This is a genomic window from Psychrobacter sp. TB67 (genome assembly GCF_000511065.1).
GTDB lineage: Bacteria > Pseudomonadota > Gammaproteobacteria > Pseudomonadales > Moraxellaceae > Psychrobacter > Psychrobacter okhotskensis.
Genome location: NZ_AYYA01000071.1, coordinates 1 through 20,003 on the forward strand (window position 1 = coordinate 1; position 20,003 = coordinate 20,003).

The 20,003-nt window shown below is 43.1% G+C and carries 14 protein-coding genes; 4 read left to right on the plus strand and 10 right to left on the minus strand.

The genetic code is table 11. The features are described 5' to 3' along the window. Positions 1-9: 9 nt before the first annotated feature. Entirely contained in the window at positions 10-891 is an 882-nt protein-coding gene (locus tag W293_RS0113350; RefSeq protein ID WP_025651136.1) for an IS982 family transposase, read from the minus strand. 63 nt (positions 892-954) lie between these two features. Between W293_RS0113350 and W293_RS16505 the strand changes: the two genes are divergently transcribed. Further along, entirely contained in the window at positions 955-1,929 is a 975-nt protein-coding gene (locus tag W293_RS16505) for a 5-methylcytosine restriction system specificity protein McrC (RefSeq protein ID WP_084212333.1), read from the plus strand. 384 nt (positions 1,930-2,313) lie between these two features. Here W293_RS16505 and W293_RS0113360 read toward each other — a convergent pair whose 3' ends face one another. Further along, positions 2,314-3,153 (minus strand): membrane protein, encoded by an 840-nt coding sequence (locus W293_RS0113360; protein WP_025652910.1) that lies wholly within the window; start codon positions 3,151-3,153, stop codon positions 2,314-2,316. 369 nt (positions 3,154-3,522) lie between these two features. Between W293_RS0113360 and W293_RS0113365 the strand changes: the two genes are divergently transcribed. Then, a complete protein-coding gene (locus tag W293_RS0113365; protein WP_037026066.1) occupies positions 3,523-4,692 on the plus strand; it encodes a MalY/PatB family protein in 1,170 nt (389 codons plus the stop codon). 334 nt (positions 4,693-5,026) lie between these two features. Here the strand turns inward: W293_RS0113365 and W293_RS0113375 are convergent, their stop codons facing one another. From W293_RS0113375 to W293_RS0113390, 4 genes are all read right to left on the minus strand, one after another. Continuing rightward, positions 5,027-7,762 carry a TrlF family AAA-like ATPase gene (locus tag W293_RS0113375; protein WP_025652912.1) on the minus strand — a complete coding sequence of 912 codons (2,736 nt, stop codon included), beginning with the start codon at positions 7,760-7,762 and terminating at the stop codon, positions 5,027-5,029. Positions 7,763-8,098: 336 nt separating this feature from the next. Then, positions 8,099-9,664 carry an FGGY-family carbohydrate kinase gene (locus W293_RS0113380; RefSeq protein WP_025652913.1) on the minus strand — a complete coding sequence of 522 codons (1,566 nt, stop codon included), beginning with the start codon at positions 9,662-9,664 and terminating at the stop codon, positions 8,099-8,101. 32 nt (positions 9,665-9,696) lie between these two features. Beyond that, a complete protein-coding gene (locus W293_RS0113385) occupies positions 9,697-11,343 on the minus strand; it encodes a glycerol-3-phosphate dehydrogenase/oxidase (protein ID WP_025652914.1) in 1,647 nt (548 codons plus the stop codon). A gap of 162 nt (positions 11,344-11,505) precedes the next feature. Continuing rightward, positions 11,506-13,266, minus strand: a complete 1,761-nt coding sequence (locus W293_RS0113390; RefSeq protein ID WP_025652915.1) for an FAD-binding oxidoreductase — start codon at positions 13,264-13,266, stop codon at positions 11,506-11,508. 718 nt (positions 13,267-13,984) lie between these two features. On the opposite strand from W293_RS0113390, the gene guaA reads away from it, so the two are divergent. Both guaA and W293_RS16835 read left to right on the plus strand, forming a co-directional pair. Then, the gene (gene guaA / locus W293_RS0113395; RefSeq protein WP_025652916.1) at positions 13,985-15,604 is read left to right on the plus strand and encodes a glutamine-hydrolyzing GMP synthase; all 1,620 of its coding nucleotides are present in this window, start codon (positions 13,985-13,987) and stop codon (positions 15,602-15,604) included. A gap of 48 nt (positions 15,605-15,652) precedes the next feature. Beyond that, on the plus strand, positions 15,653-16,639 hold the full coding sequence (locus tag W293_RS16835) for a tetratricopeptide repeat protein (RefSeq protein WP_025652917.1): 987 nt from the start codon (positions 15,653-15,655) through the stop codon (positions 16,637-16,639). A 60-nt stretch (positions 16,640-16,699) separates the two neighbouring features. Here W293_RS16835 and W293_RS0113405 read toward each other — a convergent pair whose 3' ends face one another. The 4 genes from W293_RS0113405 to W293_RS0113420 all read right to left on the minus strand — a co-directional run bounded on the left by W293_RS0113405 (position 16,700) and on the right by W293_RS0113420 (position 20,002). Further along, positions 16,700-17,506, minus strand: a complete 807-nt coding sequence (locus tag W293_RS0113405) for a hypothetical protein (protein ID WP_025652918.1) — start codon at positions 17,504-17,506, stop codon at positions 16,700-16,702. An 8-nt stretch (positions 17,507-17,514) separates the two neighbouring features. Next, positions 17,515-18,045 (minus strand): hypothetical protein, encoded by a 531-nt coding sequence (locus W293_RS16840; protein ID WP_025652919.1) that lies wholly within the window; start codon positions 18,043-18,045, stop codon positions 17,515-17,517. Continuing rightward, positions 18,042-18,833, minus strand: a complete 792-nt coding sequence (locus W293_RS0113415) for a TIGR04255 family protein (protein WP_025645354.1) — start codon at positions 18,831-18,833, stop codon at positions 18,042-18,044. The genes W293_RS16840 and W293_RS0113415 overlap by 4 nt, the downstream gene beginning before the upstream one ends. A gap of 164 nt (positions 18,834-18,997) precedes the next feature. Further along, a complete protein-coding gene (locus W293_RS0113420; protein WP_025652920.1) occupies positions 18,998-20,002 on the minus strand; it encodes a YhdH/YhfP family quinone oxidoreductase in 1,005 nt (334 codons plus the stop codon). Position 20,003: the final 1 nt, after the last annotated feature.

Consider the following 20,003-nt stretch of genomic DNA (forward strand, 5'->3'; position numbering starts at 1 on the left):
ACCCCACTCTCAACTTGAAATAAGCAAATCAAACTGAAGAGGCGGATTACCAAGTTTTTTGTTGAGTACAAAGCACAGATTGTGTGAAAGAATCTTACGAATCAATCGATGAGACAAATGCCATAAATCTCTTGCTCGTACCCTTTGTATATTAAATCGTTCTGATAGCTGACCAATGACTGTTTCAACGATACGGCGGGCTTTCATTAGCCGCCTTACCACAGGTTTGGGTCTATCCTCTTTCATGTTGGCTCTGAGTGGCGTTTGTAAATCCACGCCTTGAGCGTCGTAGTACGATGTCAGACTAGGGCTGATATACCCTTTATCAGCGCCAAGCAGCCCATGAATATGAGTGGTGATTTCTGGGGCAACCGCTCTTTCATCAACATTGGCAGGAGCAAAGGTAAAGCCTTTAATCATGCCCGATAAGTTAACAAGCAAATGGCCTTCAAAGCCATAGTACCTCTCTTGCTTAGCGGCACAGTAGCTAAAAGCTGCTAAGTCTTGATAATTCTTATGCCGATAAGCGCGTCCATAATGACAGACGGGTATCGGAAAGCCATCCATAAAATGAATGTTGTCACGGCCTTCAATTTGACTGACGTTATCTTGTATCCGCTGTTTGACTTGCCACAGATTTGCGCAATGCTTTGCGAAGTTAGGGTATGAGCCGATGGCTGGAAACCAGTCTTGCCAATGCTGGGTAAAGTATTGCCAAATTTGTTTGTCTTGATCAAGGTGTAAAAATTCACCGACCATCTCCATGCAAATGACCTCAGGATCACTTAGCTTTGGCGCGTAACCTGCACTTCGCAAGGGTTTGGTGACGACTATTTTGTAATATTGCTCTACCATTAAATAGATATTGATGATAAATTCGTCTATGGGCATCTCACAACTCCGTTGTATTCTTGGTCGAAAACAATAGATTAGTGAGATGCTCTTTTTTTTTCAATCACTTTTAAAGTTGAGAGTGGGGTTTATCTACTAAAAAAGGCGCTCTCGCAAGGCTTGTATAAAGAGTATCAAAAGAAAACTTATAACGATAGCAATCTTAAAGGTGCTATCGATATCAAAGCTCATTTGCAACGAAACCTGCCTTTTCGAGGTAGCGTTGCCTACCGTGTACGCGAGCACAGCTTTGATAATCCGCTTACTCAGCTGATTCGTCATACCATTGAGCTTATCAAGCAAAAACCAAACTTGCGAGACGTGTTGCATAGCGATAGCGAGACCCTAGATTTTGTTAATCTGATTGTCCAGCATACGCCGTCCTATCATGCGCGAGGTCAGCAAACTGTCATTAATGCCAACCGCAAACCTTTCGTCCATCCTTACTTCACCGAATATAGTGGTCTGCAAAAAATCTGCCTACAAATCCTCCGTCATGATGGTCTGAAATACGCCAAAAATGATGATAAAGCCTACGGTATCTTGTTTGATGGGGCTTGGCTATGGGAGGAATATTTAAATACCCTTCTGCGTGATATCGGCTTTAAACATCCTACTAATAATAATCGAAAAGGCGGTATCAAGGTTTATGCACAGAAATTTTCGGGTAATAACGTGCGCCGTTATCCTGATTTTGTGAAAGATAACCGCATTATTTTGGACGCGAAATATAAGCGCATGAAAGACAATCACATTAGTCGTGATGACCTCAATCAAATCCTATCTTATCTGTTTTTATATCGAGCTAATATAGGAGGCTATATTGCGCCTACGGTAGATGATAATTTAGCTTTGAATATGGGTGTCTTAAATGGCTTCGGTGGTAGTATTCATAAGTTTAAGCTGGCGATTCCGCAACAGGTCGCCAGTTATCAGGCGTTTAAAACAGCTATTACTGAGAATGAAGCGAAGTTGATTAGGGCTATTGAAGCGTTGTCATTTGAACAAAGTGATGATGATTTACTTGCTATAAGTTAAACTTTGCAAACAAAAAATAGCTGACTTAAGACGCGTTTTAGCCCTGACAGTAGCGGCTATCCTGCTGACGACAATGGCGCTGCGGACTGTGGCTGGGAGTGGTGTCGAGGCAACAGCAACGCTACCAGCGACTTTAGTCCGTACTCCATTGGCTAAGCAGATAATAGCGGATGGCTGGATTAGCTCCAACCCCTTATTATGATTACACTTAGCTTCGATTTTCAAATAACTCCGAACCTATTCGGCTCGTTACGCTGTGCTAACCATATTCTAAGAGCTTTCTAACACTGTTAACCTAAACAAAAAAACCCCGCCGTGGCGAGGTCTTATTATTTTGTCTACGATTACTAGTTTATCGCTTAGCTCATATCAGCAGTCAACCGATTAGCGAGCTTTTTGGTAGTAATCAACCATCATAGTGCCTAACGTGCCATTGTCATCGATAGTGACGATTCTGACCGTACCTGACTGTGCTGCGGTACTAGATTGCACTTGTCCTGTGCTGCCTAACACCACTTGATTGGTTTTGGCGGCCATTGCTCCGTTACCGATAGCGATGCTGTTCATGCCACCTGCCATAGATTTATTACCTAGCGCGACCGAGTTTGCACCTTGTGCGGCTGCCGCTTCTCCGACTGCCGTAGAGCGTACGCCACTAGCATTAGCTATATGACCAAATGCTTGCGCGCGTTCGGCAGAGGCTTTTGACTGCCAACCGATAGAGGTTGAGCCAAGACCTGCGGCGTTGGCTTCACCACCAACGGCGGTTGCGGAGTTTAGACCTGCATTGGCTTTGTTACCGACGGCGACGGTGTCGTTAGTGCCACCAGCCATGGCGGCTTCACCGACTGCGGTAGAGCGAACACCGCTAGCATTGGCTAAGTGACCAAAGGCTTGCGCGCGTTCGGCAGTGGCTTTGGATTGCCAACCGATAGAGGTTGAGCCTAGGCCTGCGGCATTGGCTTGACCACCGACAGCGGTTGCTGAGTTCAGACCTGCATTGGCCATATTACCGATAGCAACCGTGTCGTTAGTGCCGCTAGACATAGCACTATTGCCTAAAGTAATGGCAGTAGAGTTAGCGTTTGCCATCATTTGAGCGTTTGCAGTAACAGGTTGAGCCTCAGCGCCTGTGGTCATAGCTGTACATGCAGAGGTCGCGGCAACGGCGAGAGTAAGCACGCTCATTTTGAGTGCTGAATGTAGTGAAAAGTCCATTTTCATTGATAAATCCTTTTTAAAAGCCCAAAAGGCTAATTGGTTTGGTTTTGCTGGAGTTGATGTATATTTTAACGCTCGCACTATCAACGTACTCTGACGTAAACAACTGAAAACCATTCAGAGTTCGCAGTTTAAATGTAGCACTAATGGTGGAGGGCAATTCAACTATTGTTAGTATTATTCCTCCAAAGGTCGTTTAAGCCGATGGATAGATAATGACGGTTGAGTAAAGCTTAGATTTCTAAGGCGTGTCCTCATTTTTAGCTCATTTAGGCGCTTTCGTCCAGATTGAAGATAGGCCCTAATCATTTAAACAGTAAAGACAACGCTATTATCTAGACTTATAATAAGTGTCCACTATCTTTTAGGAAAATGTCAGTGCCATATAATTTTGATGAAATAATCGACAGACGAGATACGGGATCGGTCAAATGGCATTACTTTGATGACACGATTCCGCTATGGGTCGCGGATATGGATTTTAAGGCTGCCGCGCCAATCTTAAACGCGGTTGAGCAAGTCGCACAGCATGGCATATTGGGCTATACCAAACCCACTGCGGCCTTGTTTGATGCGATTATTAACTGGCATGGCAGTCGTTATGGTTTACAGATGAATAAGCAGAACATTTTATTTTCGCCGGGTGTCGTGCCGAGTCTTGCGCTAATGATGCAGATATTCACCGAGACAGGGGAGGCGGTACTGGTCAATGATCCTATTTATACGCCCTTTATGACTAAGGTGAAGCAAAATAATCGTACGCTAGTGATGTCGGCATTAAAGGAAATTGACGGTAAATATCAACTGGATTTGGACGATATCGAAGCTAAGATAATTGAGCATAAAGTAAAGCTGTACTTATTATGCAACCCGCACAATCCGGGCGGGCGGGTGTGGACGAGAGAGGAGCTTAAAGCGCTGCTTACGCTATGTAAAAAGCACAATGTAGCGATTGTCAGTGATGAAATTCATCAAGATTTAACCTTAAGTGGTTATACGTTTACGCCTTTGTTAAAGCTAGCAGAAGCCGAAGGATACGCGCATAAAGTGGTCAGCTTAACCTCCATGACTAAAACCTTTAATGTAGCGGGTATCAAAGGCTCGATGATCTTTGCTAAAGATGAAGCGTTACTGAAAAAAATCAGTCAGCAGCAGAATTTAAATGATGAATACGAGCTGAATTTATTTGCTTATACGGTGATGCAAAGTGCTTATGAAGAGGGCGGAGAGTGGCTTGAACAGGTACTGACTTATATTGAGAAAAATATCGAGATCACGCTAGACTTCTTAGCAGGGCATCTGCCTGATATCAAGGTGATGCGCCCAGAAGCGTCGTACTTGATTTGGCTTGATTGCTCGGCCTATGCGCAAGATGATCAGGCGCTTTATGACAAACTGCGAGCCGCTAAAGTTGAGCTAAATTCTGGTATTAAATACGGTCGCGAGGGGCATCTGAAAATGCGTATTAATGTGGCGTGTCCTGAGGCGCTGCTGCGTGAGGGGTTAAATCGGGTTTATTCGGCGTTTAGGGGTGAGGTTTAGTTTTAAATGCTGGTTAAGATAAATAAGTCTAAGCTAAGTTTGTAAGGCGGTAAACAAGTAGCGTATTTTTGAAAGCAAGGTAATAGGTAGCTAATCCCGCCGTCCGCTATTATCTGCTTAGCCGCTGGCGTGCGAGCTTTAGCGTCCGCTGGCGTTCGCTCTAAACGAGCGACCACCATCAGCCACGGCTCGCATCGCTATCGTCGTTAGCAGGATAACCGCTCCAGTCGGGGCTAAAACGCACCTACGGCAGAGTTTACAATAGTATATAAAGCTTAATTTATGTTGATTAAACAGTCTGACTGACACAACTTTAACTAAGTACTAAAAAAAACTAAATGTTAAACATACGGTTATAACGTTTTTGTAAAGCTATTTCACCACCTTCCATAATCTCGCAAACATTTTTTCTAACTTCTACTTCTTGTAAAGCTCCAGATGCGTTTACGTTAATCTGACCTCTCTCTTCAAGAGCAATAACATATTCAGAATCACCGTTAACAACGATATTAGGGTTATGAGTAACAATAATTATCTGTCTTTCTCTCTTTGACTCATGAAGTTTTGAAACAATGAGACTAGATATTAGACCATTATCAAGATCATCTTCAGGTTGGTCTAAAATTAAAGGTTCTGAGCCATACGAAAGAAGGAAAGATAATATAGCGGAAGCCTTTTGTCCAGCAGAGCCCTGAGCCACATCCTTAAATTTCTTTCCATCATGGAACTTAACTATTAGGTTATCTTCTGGAAACCAAGTTTGAACTGTGTCTTTTATGTTCGGACTTAAATTATCTAGTAAATCTCTAAAGCGTTTACCAGAATTTGAATGAAATGACTCATTTGATGACTTATTTGAAAATGTTTCTTTAAGTGAATTTAAAACTGAAAATGTATCTTCTAGAGTAGAGCTATTGGATTTAGCCGTAGTCTCTAGTTCTTGATTTAATTCATAAAGGCAACCTGATTTCTTATCGGGGTCATATATATCCGAAATGAAAGTATTATCATTTTTACCTATTATATTTCTAAATGTATTATCTAAATTATATTTATCACAAAGTGGTAGTATCTCAATTTTTATCACATCGTTGTTACTTAAATATTGATCTAGAAATGTCATTCTATTTTCTGTTAGTTCCATTCTTAAGTTAACTATCGACTGATATGAGACATTAATATCGCCATCTATTTTTCTAATCTGATTTTCAATCTCAAATAGTTCATTGATAGTCTTTTCTAATGATAATTTTGTACTAATCAAGCTTGAATACTGCTTAGGATCATTAATTCCCTTTTCTGAGAAGGTACTACTGAGCGTTTCATGAGCGTTCACGGCACTAGTATGCTTGCTTCTGAAATCGCTTTGGAGATAGTTGTCTTTGAAGATGTCTAGTTGGTTCTCTAATAAGCTAACATTATCTGATGTGTTTTGTTTAAAATCTTCTAAGTGTTTGGATAGGGCATTTAAGGTATCAACCATTTTGCTATCACCGTTTAGATCAAACTTACTTAGGTCTATAAAGGGTGATTGTTCATTAATCAAATTTGTGAATGATTGGAGATAGGCTTTGATTGCTTTTCCATACTCTAGAATAAGCTGATTTTTACTTTCATAAGATTGATAGTTCTTTAGTAAATCTTGATGCCCAGAATCTTCAATTACTGATATTTTCTGTTTAGTATCTGCTAATTGCCCTATCAAGGTTGGTTTATGAGATATTTGAAGTTCTAATTCTCTCTTTTGAGCACATAACGAATAATAACGAGTAATTTCATCTTGCCATTGCATATTCCACTGTTGATACTGGACGCTTGATGATTGATCAATCAAATTAAGAAGTGCATTTGGATTTTTAGCAAAATCATAAATTTGTTTTTGACTGAAAATTTTTATTGGAAAGCGGGAATAGGCTTCTCCGTCTTCTTCAATCCAATCATCCCCTACCTGTTTTTTAATTTTTACTTTAGGTTGATCTGTACTCCAATCTAACGAGTAAAGAGCCGAATCTTTATGATACTGACATTTAATCTGAGTGTTTTCTAGCAATGCACCTTCCGAGTCTCTCGATTTAGAAGTTTGAATAAAATTCTCAAATGTTCTACGTACTTCATTATTAGGATCTAGTTTATTAACATCACGAGATCTATCCATGCCTAGTCTGATAAACTCTAATACTGACGATTTCCCACTTCCTCTACCACCGATTATTGTATTCAGCCATGGGCTAAAGGAGATAATCAGTGGATCAGAGCGCCCCGCATATTTTGTATTATTTATAGTAATGGACTGAATTCTAGTGTTTGAAGTTTGATTAGGGTTTTGGTTTTCAGAATCTGAACGTATAATAGAAGATTTGCCATCAATTAAAGCAAGTCGCAGCCCTTCTATAGATGGTTTTGACATTTTAAACCAAGTATAAGCTTTATTTATTCGATTGGGATGGTGAGCGTCTGAGCCTATAACAGATGGAAGGTTTATACCTATATTTTTATATCTAGCTAAAGGAGCTTCTTCGTTGACTCTGTCGGGATAGATAACTTCAACAGCATTTGCTACCTTACATATCTGTTCTATAGTATGAGCTGAAGACTGAGTACACAGCCCTGCCTTCATATCTATATGAGCTGGTATAGCTATTCCACCAGCACTTTTAATTTCTTGAATAATTTTTTCAGCGCTCTCTTGTGCCACAGCATTACTATTACCTCTTTCGCCGTCATATCTAGACCGTGCAATTACTGTGTCTATTTCGGTTGACGAACATGAGGGATCAAATATTCCAAGAACATGAATGTTTGAGTTTGCAGTAACCTCAACACCAGGGAACACGTGAATTTCATGTCCTTCTTCTCTCAACTCTTTTGCTGAAATCTTCAATCTATTTATCCACTCACCACTATTGTGGTCAGTTATTGCTACACACTCAATACCTTTTTCTATGAACTTTTCAAGCCATTCTCTTGGTGTTATATTTTGTAGAGTTAGATCGCCTTTTCCATAATCAAATGAGGCTGGTGTATGAGTATGGATATCAAATTTCCACCAACGAGCGCCTACTAAGTTCATTTATAGCTCCTAAAAATTTCTAAAAATCTTCATATCATATATTAACAACTAACGTGATTTTTTATATGCTCATTACTTTGCATTATTTATTGTGCAGTTACATAACTAAAATAGCTTTCAATTTATTGAATCACAATTTAAGAGTACTGAAAACTTCTTTGTAGAGTCTACAGATTTTGATCCATCATATATTAAAATTACTTTTCAGAGTAAACTTTAATAGGCTAATGATAGCCGCTTCGGGGCGCGATTAGCTCCCATAACCTCTTCGGCACAATCATCCCACCTTTTGACCACTCCCAATACGCCTACAACTCTACTTAAAACTTGCGCAGACTACTTGGCGGGGTATCCTGTGATGTCTTGAATGCTTTGGTATAAGGGTTTTAGGCGCTCGTACATCTTCAGATAGACCTCGTTATACAGACGCTTGTAGAGTTGCACGTTGGCTTCAATAGGTAAGAATTCGTCGCCTAAATGGGTCATAGCTTTGCTGGCTGCGGCGTGGTCAGGATAGACGCCGAGACCCACCGCGCAGTTGATGGCAGCGCCGAGGCCAGTAGCTTCAAAAGTGTGCGGGCGGTAGGCGGGCATGGCAAAGATGTCGGCGGTGAGCTGCATGGCGGCGTCACTTTGGGAGCCGCCGCCTGAGACGCGCAGGTGTTTGATGGGTTTGCCGGTACGTTTTTCGATGGTATCAAAGCCAAGTTTAAGCTCGTAAGCCAGCCCTTCTAAGATGGCGCGATAAATATGCGCGCGTGTATGCACATCACCAAAACCGATAAGTGCGCCTTTGCCTTCAAGCCCCGGATGACGGACACCGGGTGACCAATACGGCTGCATCATGAGTCCCATACAGCCGGCTGGAATGTCTTTGACGGCGGCATCGAGGAGCTTTTCGGTGTCTATGCCTTGGGTTTTGGCAAGCGCTTGCTCATAGTGGGCGAATTGTTCTTTAAACCAGCTGACCATCCAAAAGCCGCGATAAATCATGTACTCGTGATTGTAGTAATGCGGGGCGGCGGCGGTGTAGGCGGGCATGTGTTTGAGAATCTCGACATAATCGGGGGAGATGGTGTTGATGGTGGCGGTGGTGCCAAAGCTAAGGCATGCGGTATCGGCGGACAGTCCCGCTGCGCCTAGGGCTTCGCAGGCTTTGTCACTGGCGGCAGCGATCATTGGTGTGCCTTTTAAAATACCTGTGACCTCGCTAGCTTGCGCGCTGATGTGACCTAACGATTGACCCGGTAAGACGATTTTGGGCATTTGCTCTGGTCGACAGCTGAATAAGCGCCACTTTAAATCTTTGGCTTTTAACCACTTTTGCGCTTTGTAGTCATAAGGCAGGTAGCCAACCGAATGGCCTGTCGAATCAGCGAGTTCGCCTGTGAGTTGATAGGTGAGGTAGGCGGAGAGATTGACATAGTGCGCAGTCTTTTTCCAGATTTCAGGCTCGTTTTGCGCGAGCCAATTACAGCGCGCTTTTTGCTGCGCTTCTTGCACCAGCTCGCCCATGCCGATGATTTTGGTTAGCGGGTTTAAGAAACCAATATCATTGGTTTCAGCGCGGCGCAAATCCATCCATACAATAGCAGGGCGTAGCGGCTGTTTGTCTTTATCCAAACAAATCATCGTATAACGCTGAGTGGCGAGACTGACACCGGCGATTTGCTCAGGAGTAATGTCAGACGTTTGCCAGAGTTGCTGGCAGGCCTCAGACAGCTTTTGCCAATAGTAGTCGGCGTGCTGCTCGGCATAATTGGGCTGCTCGGAGAAATACGGCTCGATAGGCACGCGCGCTTTAGCAATCTCAGTGCCAAATTGATCAAAGATAAGCGCTCTGACGCTTTGGGTACCATTATCAATGGCTAAGAAATAAATAGGGTCATCAAGGGTGGTCATAGTCGTCCTTAACTATGTGGTGATAAAAAACATTAAGCCGCAGGCAGATGATAATAATGCTGCCATAAGTCTTGATAGCGAGCGACTTCTTGCTGCCACTTTTGCTCATCCCAGCCAAGCTCTTGCTGACAAATTTGCTTCAGTCTGGCACTGATTAATGGCGTCATCGCACCATGCGGCAGTATCAACCCTAAGCGCGTACGACGCAGTAGTAGGTCATCCAAATGAATGACTTGCTCATAGCGTGCAGCAAAACGAATCTCCGCCCAAATGGTATTGCTGTCGGTGACATAAGCCAGATCGTCTTCATGCGCAAGTTCAAGCAACCTATCGAGCTGTAGACCGTAAAACCCTTGTAAGCGCTGTTGTAGAGATTTTGGTAAAGTGGCGAATTTGGGGTTGGTTGGGATTTGATTGCTAAAGACTTGGTCGCTGTCTAGGTTGTTGTTTTGAACAACTGATTCATCAAGGGCGAGCACTTCTTGACACTTTTTAAGGACATCAAGCGCAATGAGGCGAAAGGTCGTGAGCTTACCACCGCTGACGGTCACTAGGTTATTATCCAACCACACGCTATGATCGCGCTTTTCTTTGCTCGGACTGACGCGCTTACCGTCGCCACCTTCTGAAATCAGTGGACGCACGCCCGCCCACGTGCTGATGACATCCTCTCGATTGAGATCGGCATCATCAAACAGCGCATTGGTCGCCGCTAGTAGGTAATCGACCTCTTCGCTAGTAATACCGACCTCTTCATCGCCTAATGGTGGATGATCCAAATCGGTGGTGCCAAGGACGGTGCGGTTTTCCCACGGAAAGACGAACACCGCTCTTTTATCGACAGGGTGTAAAAAAGTATAGGCCTGATGAATAGGCAAGCGCTCTTGACTGACTACCAAATGACTGCCGCGTGAGGGACGGATCTGCTTATTAAAGGTTTGCTCCGTTTGCTTACTGGCTTGCATCCGTAAGGTGTCCGCCCAAGCACCTGTGGCACTAACCACGACTTTGGCATGAACTTTATAAGTCTGATTGCTATTTTCAAAAGAGGTATCTCTAAGATTTGCACCAACGACTAAGCCTTGCTCATTGGTGATAAGCGACTCCGCTTTTAGATAGTTAATCGCCTGTGCGCCGTCATTGATTGCTTCGTCTAAAACGCGCATAACTAAGCGCGAATCATCGGTGACCGCATCGCTAAACTGGCTAGCCCCCAAAAACTTATCTTGCTTGATATGAGGATTAAGACGCAAAAAAGCGTCCTTTTTAAAGTAGGTAAAATAGCGCTTGCCTGCGAGCCTATCGTAGACACGAAGCAAAGTATTAAATATCCATGGCGGTGGGAACTTGCCTTTATAATGCGGCATGACGAAATGCATCTCGTTGACCAAACCGCCAGCCTCACTCAGCATGCGCTCACGTTCACGCACGCTAAGCAAAGTCGTTTTATAATCGCCTGAGGCAATATAGCGCAGCCCACCATGTACCATTTTACTAGAGCGGCTGGACGTGCCCCAAGCAAAGTCTTTTTGCTCAATTAACAACACCGCTAAGCCGCGCCGCGCTGCTTCGCGGGCAATCCCAGCACCAGTAATACCGCCGCCAATAATGAGCATATCCCAAGGCTGCGTTTGAGATAAGGGCGCTAGGGCTTGCTCACGTTGTGTGGTTTGGTTCATAGGTGATTCATCTTAGTTATCCATTGATATGACATAGGCAATTTTAAACAAAAAAGCGTCATGATTACGGTGTGCGACAGCAATATTTTTTCTTGCGTGCTGCGCCAGAAGAGGCTGTTTAAAAATATCGCTATAGTACTTATCATTCCTCTTTTTAAGCAATCACTCTTCGAGCAACACACCCGGATTCATACGCTGCTCAGGATCTAAGCTTTTGATCATATCGCTGGTGACTTGCAGACCAAGCTCGCCTTTTTCGGCAACGAGATAAGGCGCGTGATCACGGCCAACACCATGCTGATGCGATATTGTCGCTGTACCATTGGCCAAACTTAAACTGGCCGCCTTTTTAATTTTTTGCCAGCGTTTTAAGGTAGCAGCATGATCTTTTGCCGCTCTAAAAAAGTAAGTCGTATAAAGACTGGCACCTTGTTTATAAACGTGCGAGATATGAGTAAACGCCATGACGTCTTCGCCTTCATCTGCTAGCGAAGTTTTCACCGCATCCTGCATCTGCGCCATTTGCTCATCGATATTAATCCAGTTGGTCGCGGTCTCAAAGGTATCGACCATGATGCCTTTTTCCCACAGAGTGCCACGAAGATAAGGAAACTTAAAACGCCCGTGTGCCCAGATATTGCCCATGATATCGGTCAGCTTACCCGTGACACTGCCGTGCTGCTTTAATAATTTATTGAACTGGGTCAGCGCGAGTTTATTCTGCGCTTTATCGCCTGAGACGCCATAAGTCAGCATGACTTTATCTGAGCTAAGCCCGCGCGCTTTTAGATAAGTGCTAATAGCCAAGAATTGACTAGGCGTAGTGCCTAGATGTAAGTGTGCATCGGTCTCGACTGCATTACTGAGACGTAGCATAGACAGACGAACATTGCTCTGCACCGCTTGTTTTAGTACGGCTTTACCTGCTGCCCAATTGGGTAAAAAGGCAACTTTAAATAGCTCTTGTTCCGGTTGTGACTGTACGCGCATTTTGACTGTCGTAAAGATGCCGGCGCGACCTTCGGTGCCCATCATCATCTCACGCAAATCAGGCCCTGCGGATGAAGCGGGAATATCAGCGATATTTAGTACGCCTTGTGGCGTGACTAAGGTACCACCCGCAAACATTTGCTCGATACGCCCGTAGCCCAACGACTGCTGACCACTAGAGCGCGCGGCAATCCAGCCGCCAAGGGTTGATAGCTCCCATGACTGCGGATAGTGTCCTAGACGGTAACCGTGCTCATCCAATTGCGCCTCAACCGCAGGCCCTTGCGTACCCGCACCAAAGGTTGCGATTTGACTCTCATTATCTAAGTCAATCAGCTGATCCATCTTGCTCATGGCGATGGTCAGTACGGGACGTGAGCCCTTTTGTGGATTGATATGACCAACGACGGAAGTACCACCACCAAAAGGAATGACGATAAGATCATGCTCTTGGGCTAATTTAAGTAATTGCTCAACATCATCAGTCGATTCAGGGAAAGCCACGCCGTCAGGGAAGACTTCAAAGTCACCACCATGCATAGCGATCCAATCGGGAAAGCTTTGCCCACGCGCATGTCTGAGTCTGACCTCTTGATCGGTCGATACCATATTGAGATCGGTAAGCTCAGCAGGGAGTCGTGATTTGGGTACGGTTTTGAGCACTTGCTGCAAGCTGACAGACTTTAGCTTATTGGTTTTACCGATGTGTGATTTGATTAATTTCGCACCGTGTGGTGAGACTTTTTTATTGATACTGACATTGCCCCAGCCATTCCAGCGCGTTTGCTCGATGGGTGTATTTAAGGAGGTATTATCTTTTGAGACGCTATCTACACTGATGTTATCGATATTTTTATTATCAGAATTTACGGCGATAGGTTCAGACTGGTCAGATTTAGGGCTTTTACGGATAAGGGATTTGATTTTGCTCATAGAAGTTTAGCCTTTCGATTTATTATATAGTCACATTTTATATAAATCGGATGCGAGGTCAGGCGCGCTCAGTCTACTATCCTGTAGACACTTCACTCGTCTTCCCTGTATCCAAATTATCCTGAACCGACTATCACTTTTATTTAGGTTTGGATTGAGATCTGGTGTTAATCATTAGAGCCAATATAACGATCGCTTAACGGCAGATAGTGAGCGACAGCTAGCGATGCTATAACCTACCTACTATCAAATCATTACAACGTCAACCTCGCTGACCATACTAATGTATAGCTTGTACTCGATTGCTTTGTATTAATATATATTGATATCATTTGCGAATGACTATATATCTACCGTGCTAACGTTAAACTGCTTATCATTTGAGCATATCACAATATAAACAAAACGTTTATACGTACTCGTCATTTGTATAATAAAAAATTATCATTTTTGTTAAACAGTCCTATTATTAGGACTTACTCGAATATAAATGTCATCTCCACCTAGCTATTTATTAAGAATTATTTATTGAGCTTGCTGTCTCTTTTTTCCCCACGCTTGCCTTCTGACATTCAAATAATCGTCAATATTCGCTAATAACGGGTCATCGCTATTGATAACTAGCAAAAATCGTCAATAATTAACCATCTAATAGCCAATAGAGGGCGTAAACTTGTTAAAATAGGCCACCAATTTATTTATTGATGGACATCGATTTATGACCACTGCCGCTGCCACTTCTACAATACCGACTATCAAGCAAGACCGCATCTTAATCCTCGATTTTGGCTCGCAATATAGCCAGCTGATCGCCCGCCGTGTGCGCGATTCTGGGGTGTTTTGTGAGATGTTCCCTTATGATATCGACACTCAGCGCATCATCGATTTTGGCGCAAAAGGCGTCATCTTGTCAGGTGGCCCCGAGAGCGTCCATGCAGAAAACAGCCCACGTATCAATGATGCGGTGTTTGAGCTAGGCGTGCCAGTACTGGGTATCTGCTACGGTATGCAAGCGATGGCAGATCGTTTTGGTGGGCAAGTTCATGCCAGTGATATTCATGAGTTTGGTGCTGCGACCATTGAAGTTACTGGTCATTCGCAGTTGACCGACGGTATTGAAGACAGCAAGACTGAAGGAAATGCATCTAAATTAAACGTTTGGATGAGCCATGGTGACAAGGTTATTGAAGTACCGGAAGGTTTTGACATCGTTGCTAGTACGCCAAGCTGTCCGATTGCGATTATGGCCAATGACGACAAGCAGTACTACGGCTTACAGTTCCACCCAGAAGTCACGCATACGCTACAAGGACAAGAATTGCTTGGTCGTTTCGTGCATCAGATTTGCGGCTGTGCAGGCGACTGGACACCAGACAATATCGCTGATATGCGTATCGCCCAGTTAAAAGAGCAAATCGGTGACAAGCAAGTATTGCTCGGACTATCGGGCGGCGTGGACAGCTCAGTCGTTGCAGCACTATTGCACAAAGCAATCGGTGATCAGCTGACTTGTGTGTTCGTTGATAATGGTCTCTTGCGTTTGCATGAAGGCGATCAGGTCATGCAAGTTTTTGCAGAAAACATGGGCGTTAAAGTCATCCGTGTTGATGCTGAAGATTTGTTCTTAGATGCGCTAGCAGGCGAGTCTGATCCAGAGAAAAAACGCAAAATCATTGGTAAAACCTTCATCGACGTATTCGCTGATAGTGCGCGTCAAGTGAGCGAGCAGAGCGACGGTAAAGTCATTGAGTTCTTGGCGCAGGGTACGATTTATCCTGATGTTATCGAATCAGCCAAGTCGCATCAAGGCAAGGCCCACGTGATTAAGAGCCATCACAACGTCGGCGGTTTGCCAGATGATTTGGCGTTTGAGTTGGTCGAGCCATTACGCGATTTGTTTAAAGATGAAGTGCGTAAACTTGGTATCACCTTGGGCCTGCCAGCAAAAATGATCTATCGTCATCCGTTCCCAGGTCCAGGTTTGGGCGTGCGTATCCTTGGCGAAGTCAAAAAAGAATATGCCGATATCTTACGCCTTGCCGATGCGATCTTTATGCAAGAGCTGGAGCGCTCAGGCTGGTATGACAAGACCGCGCAAGCATTTGCGGTATTCCAACCAATCAAATCGGTCGGCGTGGTTGGCGATGGTCGCCGCTATGCGTGGGTCATCGCGCTACGTGCCGTTGAAACTGTAGACTTTATGACCGCGCGCTTTGCCCATCTACCGTATGATTTGATCGAGACAGTATCGAATCGCATCATGAATGAAATCGCGGAAGTATCTCGCGTGACGTATGATGTGTCGAGTAAGCCGCCGGCGACGATTGAGTGGGAATAATTATTCATATGCTATGATTGTAATATCAACGCAAAGGAGTGATGGACTATGAAACTGGTTCATGTGGGACAAAACGAGTGGATGTTTGAAGATGACGTTAGCGATAAGTCGGCTGACAATAGATCAAATGCGCTTGGCGCTGGTAGAGCGCTTAATCTTAAAATAAAAGCCTTTGTAGATGCCGAGGTAAAAAGAGGTCGTGATATCAACGATATTATGAATGAAGTCATGACCAAATTTCAGCATGAAATTGTGCAAGACTTTGATGAGCAGCCGCCAACCTCATTCCAAGTGATACAGATGACGCTGGAGAAAGAAGGTTATGAAGTGGCTCGTGATATTGCTCAGTTTTTAGTATTAGAGAATATGAATGACCCTGATGCTTACTTTAACTTAGCATTTTTGTGTGAGCAGCATGATGACAGCTTTTTAGCACTATTGAGTAGCCGCGAATGTATGCGCCTATACTTAGAGTATTTCCCCAAAAACTTTAATTGGCAAAAAAGTAAGCTGCCATGGGGCATTATGGAGAACCGTCCCTTTTTGCGAGCGCTGTTTCAGCTGGCAAATGTCTATGCTGACAATATGAGCTTTGATGAAGCCTGCGAGCAGGGAGAAAGGCTGCTACAAGTTTGCCCTAATGACAACCTAGGTATGCGTGAAGCGCTGATAGAATGGTACATGTTTACCGAAGAGTATCAGAAAATAATTCGAATTTGCGACAACTATCCAGAGGATATGCTTGCAAATATCGCTTTCGGTAAGGTGCTGGCTTACTGTTATCAAGATAAATTAGATAAGGCTGAAAAAGAGTGGGATATCGCAAAAGATAACTTGCCTGAAGTGGCGCATGAAATTCTTAAAAAGCGTCATCCTAGACCACGCGGTATGGGTATCAATAGTTATGGTATCGAAATTGGTGGTAAAGAGCAGGCTCATCTCTACTGGCAAGATATGGGCGATTGGTGGGAAGAAAATACTACCGCTCAAACCCTGATTGAGAAAAAACGTGCTGAGAAAAAGAAGAAAAAATAATTTGATTTAGCGGCACTTCTCTTTAGTTAAAACACTCAACTTGGTTGGGTGTTTTTTTGTCTAAATTCCTGTATCAGGTGGTATAGGGTTATTTTCTTCGTACGAAAGATAGTCAAAATTGATACGTTGATATTGGCGTAAAGTACCTACAGAAATTTTAAATTCAGTGCCTACTTTAGGAACAGAGACGTCCATTCCTGCATCTTTTAATATATCGGCATATTCATTAAGTGCATCAGTAGCAGAAGCAATAGACTGATCATTAGAAGCTATACCTAACAAATTAACTGAATAAGTTTCTTCATCCTTAATATCTCGATTTGGATAAATCTCAACATATATACCAGTTAGATGTTCATTAGCTCGCTTAGCAATCTTTTTTCTTTTACCTTTCTTATCAGAAGACGCGATTAGCTGATCGAATTTAGTAGGTAATGCTGGTCTTTTATAACGACCAGCTAGCCAATCAATATACTGATTTAGATTCCCTTCTAAAAAGTTAATTGAAGAATCAGGTTTAAATTCTTCAAGAAGTGACTTTTTTATTTGAATTTTTTCGTGAGCTTTTAGCTCTAAAATAACCTTCTCATCAGAGCTGTTTGAGATGGCTTCTATATGCAATATTCTAGGATGACGATTATGGCTATACTGTTTATTAAACGCTTCAACTGATAAAAGCCGGACAATAGAGAGCTCGATGTATTCTTCTTGCGAGGAGGCAACGTCGCATGATTGTGAGGCAACAACCAACAAGTTGTTAGCAGATATAGTGAACGTACTATCTATATCACCTATTAGCTTTGCAACTGATTCAGGTTTGACAAAGCTGCCTTGTCGCCATCCTAATGCTTCGAGTATACGCTGCATTTAAACCTCTAAATCAAACCTACTTCAGGCGTCAGTGATTGATGAGTAAGACGTCGACCTGCAAAAATTATTTTTTCTCTATCAAGCTTTTCGTCTGTCAACATTTGCATCACGCTAGTAGAACCTAGGATAGGGGTAAACAGCTTTTCTTTATCAGTAGGAAGCTTGTTATAACTCCAGTCTTCTGCGATAACGCTTAACTCAAACACTCTTTGTCTATCTTTTTCTTTACTAATCCCTTGCTTCTCCCAGTTGTACAGTGTTTTTCTTGAGACACCAACAAGGTTAGCAAGCTCTTCATCACTCAAATCAAAATACTCTTTTATTGTCGAAAGCTGAGACTGGCGAGTATTGTACTTAACATTAATACTTGATCCGCTTGCTTGGCTCATTTTGTCAATTATATAACGACTGTTATCGTAACTGGTTGATTTCTTAAAAGCATAGGCTGGAGTAGTGGCAAGAATAGAAGCGCCTATAAAAGCGGTAGTAATATTCTTATTTATCCAGCTATTTGCTCCATAACTGTTTTGTCTCATTTCCATGCCTCCTTGGCTTGTTCTGTTGTTACATTCCAAAATGCTTTTCGACTGATTTTATGCATGTTTGATAGTTTACTAAGTATTAATCCTTTATTAAAATCTAGTGGACCGGACTCTTCTTCCTGAGCATTCCATACATGGTCGATATCCAATAGTAGTCTTTTGACAGGCTTATCAGAAGATTTTTCTATTGCAATGGGTAAATTCTCTGCATCAGGCCAAACTAAAACTTTATCCTCACCGTATATCGAACGAATAAAAATAGCCCCTTCTGTCGTTCTCCATAAAGTTTCATTAGTCTGTCTTAGTAAGCTCCCTGACAGTTTTAAATCATCGTTGTTGTATAGTCTAGGCTGAACAAAATCTTCTATTGAACCTTTGCCTTCAATGTTAAAAATGGTATCGCTATAACGTAAGCCAAGACCTAAACAGAGGCTTGGGTTAATAACATCTATGATAGTTTGTAATAAGAAATCACAGTTCTCTTCAAATCCATTAAAGCGTTCATATTCACTAGTCATAAACAATAAACGATTCTGGTTAACCGAAGCTGCGGTATGACTATTTTTAGAGATAAACTCCCAGTTGGCTTGAGCCTCTAAGCTTATACCGTTAGGCGACACCGTAATTTCTTGGGTCTCAGTGTTTCTTAGAATTGGTAGCTTATTTCTCAAAGCATCTTGAATCTTAGGTATGTATTCCTTTATACCTAGTATAGGAGAAAATCTAAATTCTGCTAATACAAAGACCAAAGGTTGATTCGATAACTTTTTATAGTCACACATGTTGAACTCTCAGTAAGCTGATAAGTCTATTTAAAGTTATTATATAATACACACTATGTGTAATTAGTTGTGTAATTTTTGGAAAACAGTTGAGAATTCCAAAAAAAGCAGCGCTCCAAAAAAGAGCACTGCCATTATATAAAAACTAAGTTCTAAGCCAAACCCTAACCCCGCACATTTACCACATAACGCCCAACCACCTTACTCGACATAAAGCGATCTAAATATTCAGGCGTTTGCTCAAGGGTAATTTCTTCAGCATAGTTCTCTAGATTAGGCAGCTTCATATCGGTGGCGACACGTTGCCAAATAGCTTCTTTATCAGCTAGCGGGATATAAACCGAATCGATACCCAATAATGACACTGCTCTGGTGATAAATGGCATGACCGTCATTGAAAACTCCGCACCGCCCGCTAGGCCGCAACTGGTCACTGCGCCGCCCGCTTTGGTTTGCTTGAGCAAATTAGCTAGATAATCGCCACCGAGCGTATCAATGGCATTGGCCCACAGCTCACGGCCGATAGGTTTGCTACCGATTTCATTGATCGTATCGCGATGACGGACTTCGCTTGCGCCCAGCTCTTTTAGATGATCACTCTGTTCTGGCTTACCTGAGAAGGCAATGACCTCGTAGCCCAACTGCTTCAATATCGCAATACTGATGCTGCCCACGCCGCCCGTTGCGCCTGTGACAGCGACTGGGCCATCGCTTGGTTTTGCGCCCATTTTTTCTAACTTTTGCACACTTAAAGCTGCGGTTAGACCGCCCGTACCATAGATCATCGCCTCTTTTAGGCTCAACGCTTCTGGACGGGCTACCGCCCAATCGGCAGGGATAGAAATCATTTGACCAAGACCGCCATCGGTATCCATACCGAGATCATAGCCGAAGACCACGACCTCTTGACCCTCAGAAAACGTGCCAGACTTATCACTGACCACGACGCCTGCCGCATCGATACCAGGGGTGTGCGGATAATTTTTGGTGATTCTTTTATTGCCCGATGCCGACATCGCATCTTTAAAGTTTAACGATGAATAATGTACTTCGATGAGTAAGTCGTTTTCTGGCAAGTCACTGACATTGCGCTCTTGAATGCTTTTTTTAAATTTACCATCGCTGGTTTCTTCGACGACTAAGGCTTTAAAGGTTTTGTTATTAGACATT

Coding starts and splice junctions, on each gene's coding strand:
- W293_RS0113350 (WP_025651136.1), bottom strand. CDS start 891: ATGCCCATAGACGAATTTATCATCAATATCTATTTAATGGTAGAGCAA.
- W293_RS0113360 (WP_025652910.1), bottom strand. CDS start 3,153: ATGAAAATGGACTTTTCACTACATTCAGCACTCAAAATGAGCGTGCTT.
- W293_RS0113365 (WP_037026066.1), top strand. CDS start 3,523: ATGTCAGTGCCATATAATTTTGATGAAATAATCGACAGACGAGATACG.
- W293_RS0113375 (WP_025652912.1), bottom strand. CDS start 7,762: ATGAACTTAGTAGGCGCTCGTTGGTGGAAATTTGATATCCATACTCAT.
- W293_RS0113380 (WP_025652913.1), bottom strand. CDS start 9,664: ATGACCACCCTTGATGACCCTATTTATTTCTTAGCCATTGATAATGGT.
- W293_RS0113385 (WP_025652914.1), bottom strand. CDS start 11,343: ATGAACCAAACCACACAACGTGAGCAAGCCCTAGCGCCCTTATCTCAA.
- W293_RS0113390 (WP_025652915.1), bottom strand. CDS start 13,266: ATGAGCAAAATCAAATCCCTTATCCGTAAAAGCCCTAAATCTGACCAG.
- guaA (WP_025652916.1), top strand. CDS start 13,985: ATGACCACTGCCGCTGCCACTTCTACAATACCGACTATCAAGCAAGAC.
- W293_RS16835 (WP_025652917.1), top strand. CDS start 15,653: ATGAAACTGGTTCATGTGGGACAAAACGAGTGGATGTTTGAAGATGAC.
- W293_RS0113405 (WP_025652918.1), bottom strand. CDS start 17,506: ATGCAGCGTATACTCGAAGCATTAGGATGGCGACAAGGCAGCTTTGTC.
- W293_RS16840 (WP_025652919.1), bottom strand. CDS start 18,045: ATGAGACAAAACAGTTATGGAGCAAATAGCTGGATAAATAAGAATATT.
- W293_RS0113415 (WP_025645354.1), bottom strand. CDS start 18,833: ATGTGTGACTATAAAAAGTTATCGAATCAACCTTTGGTCTTTGTATTA.
- W293_RS0113420 (WP_025652920.1), bottom strand. CDS start 20,002: ATGTCTAATAACAAAACCTTTAAAGCCTTAGTCGTCGAAGAAACCAGC.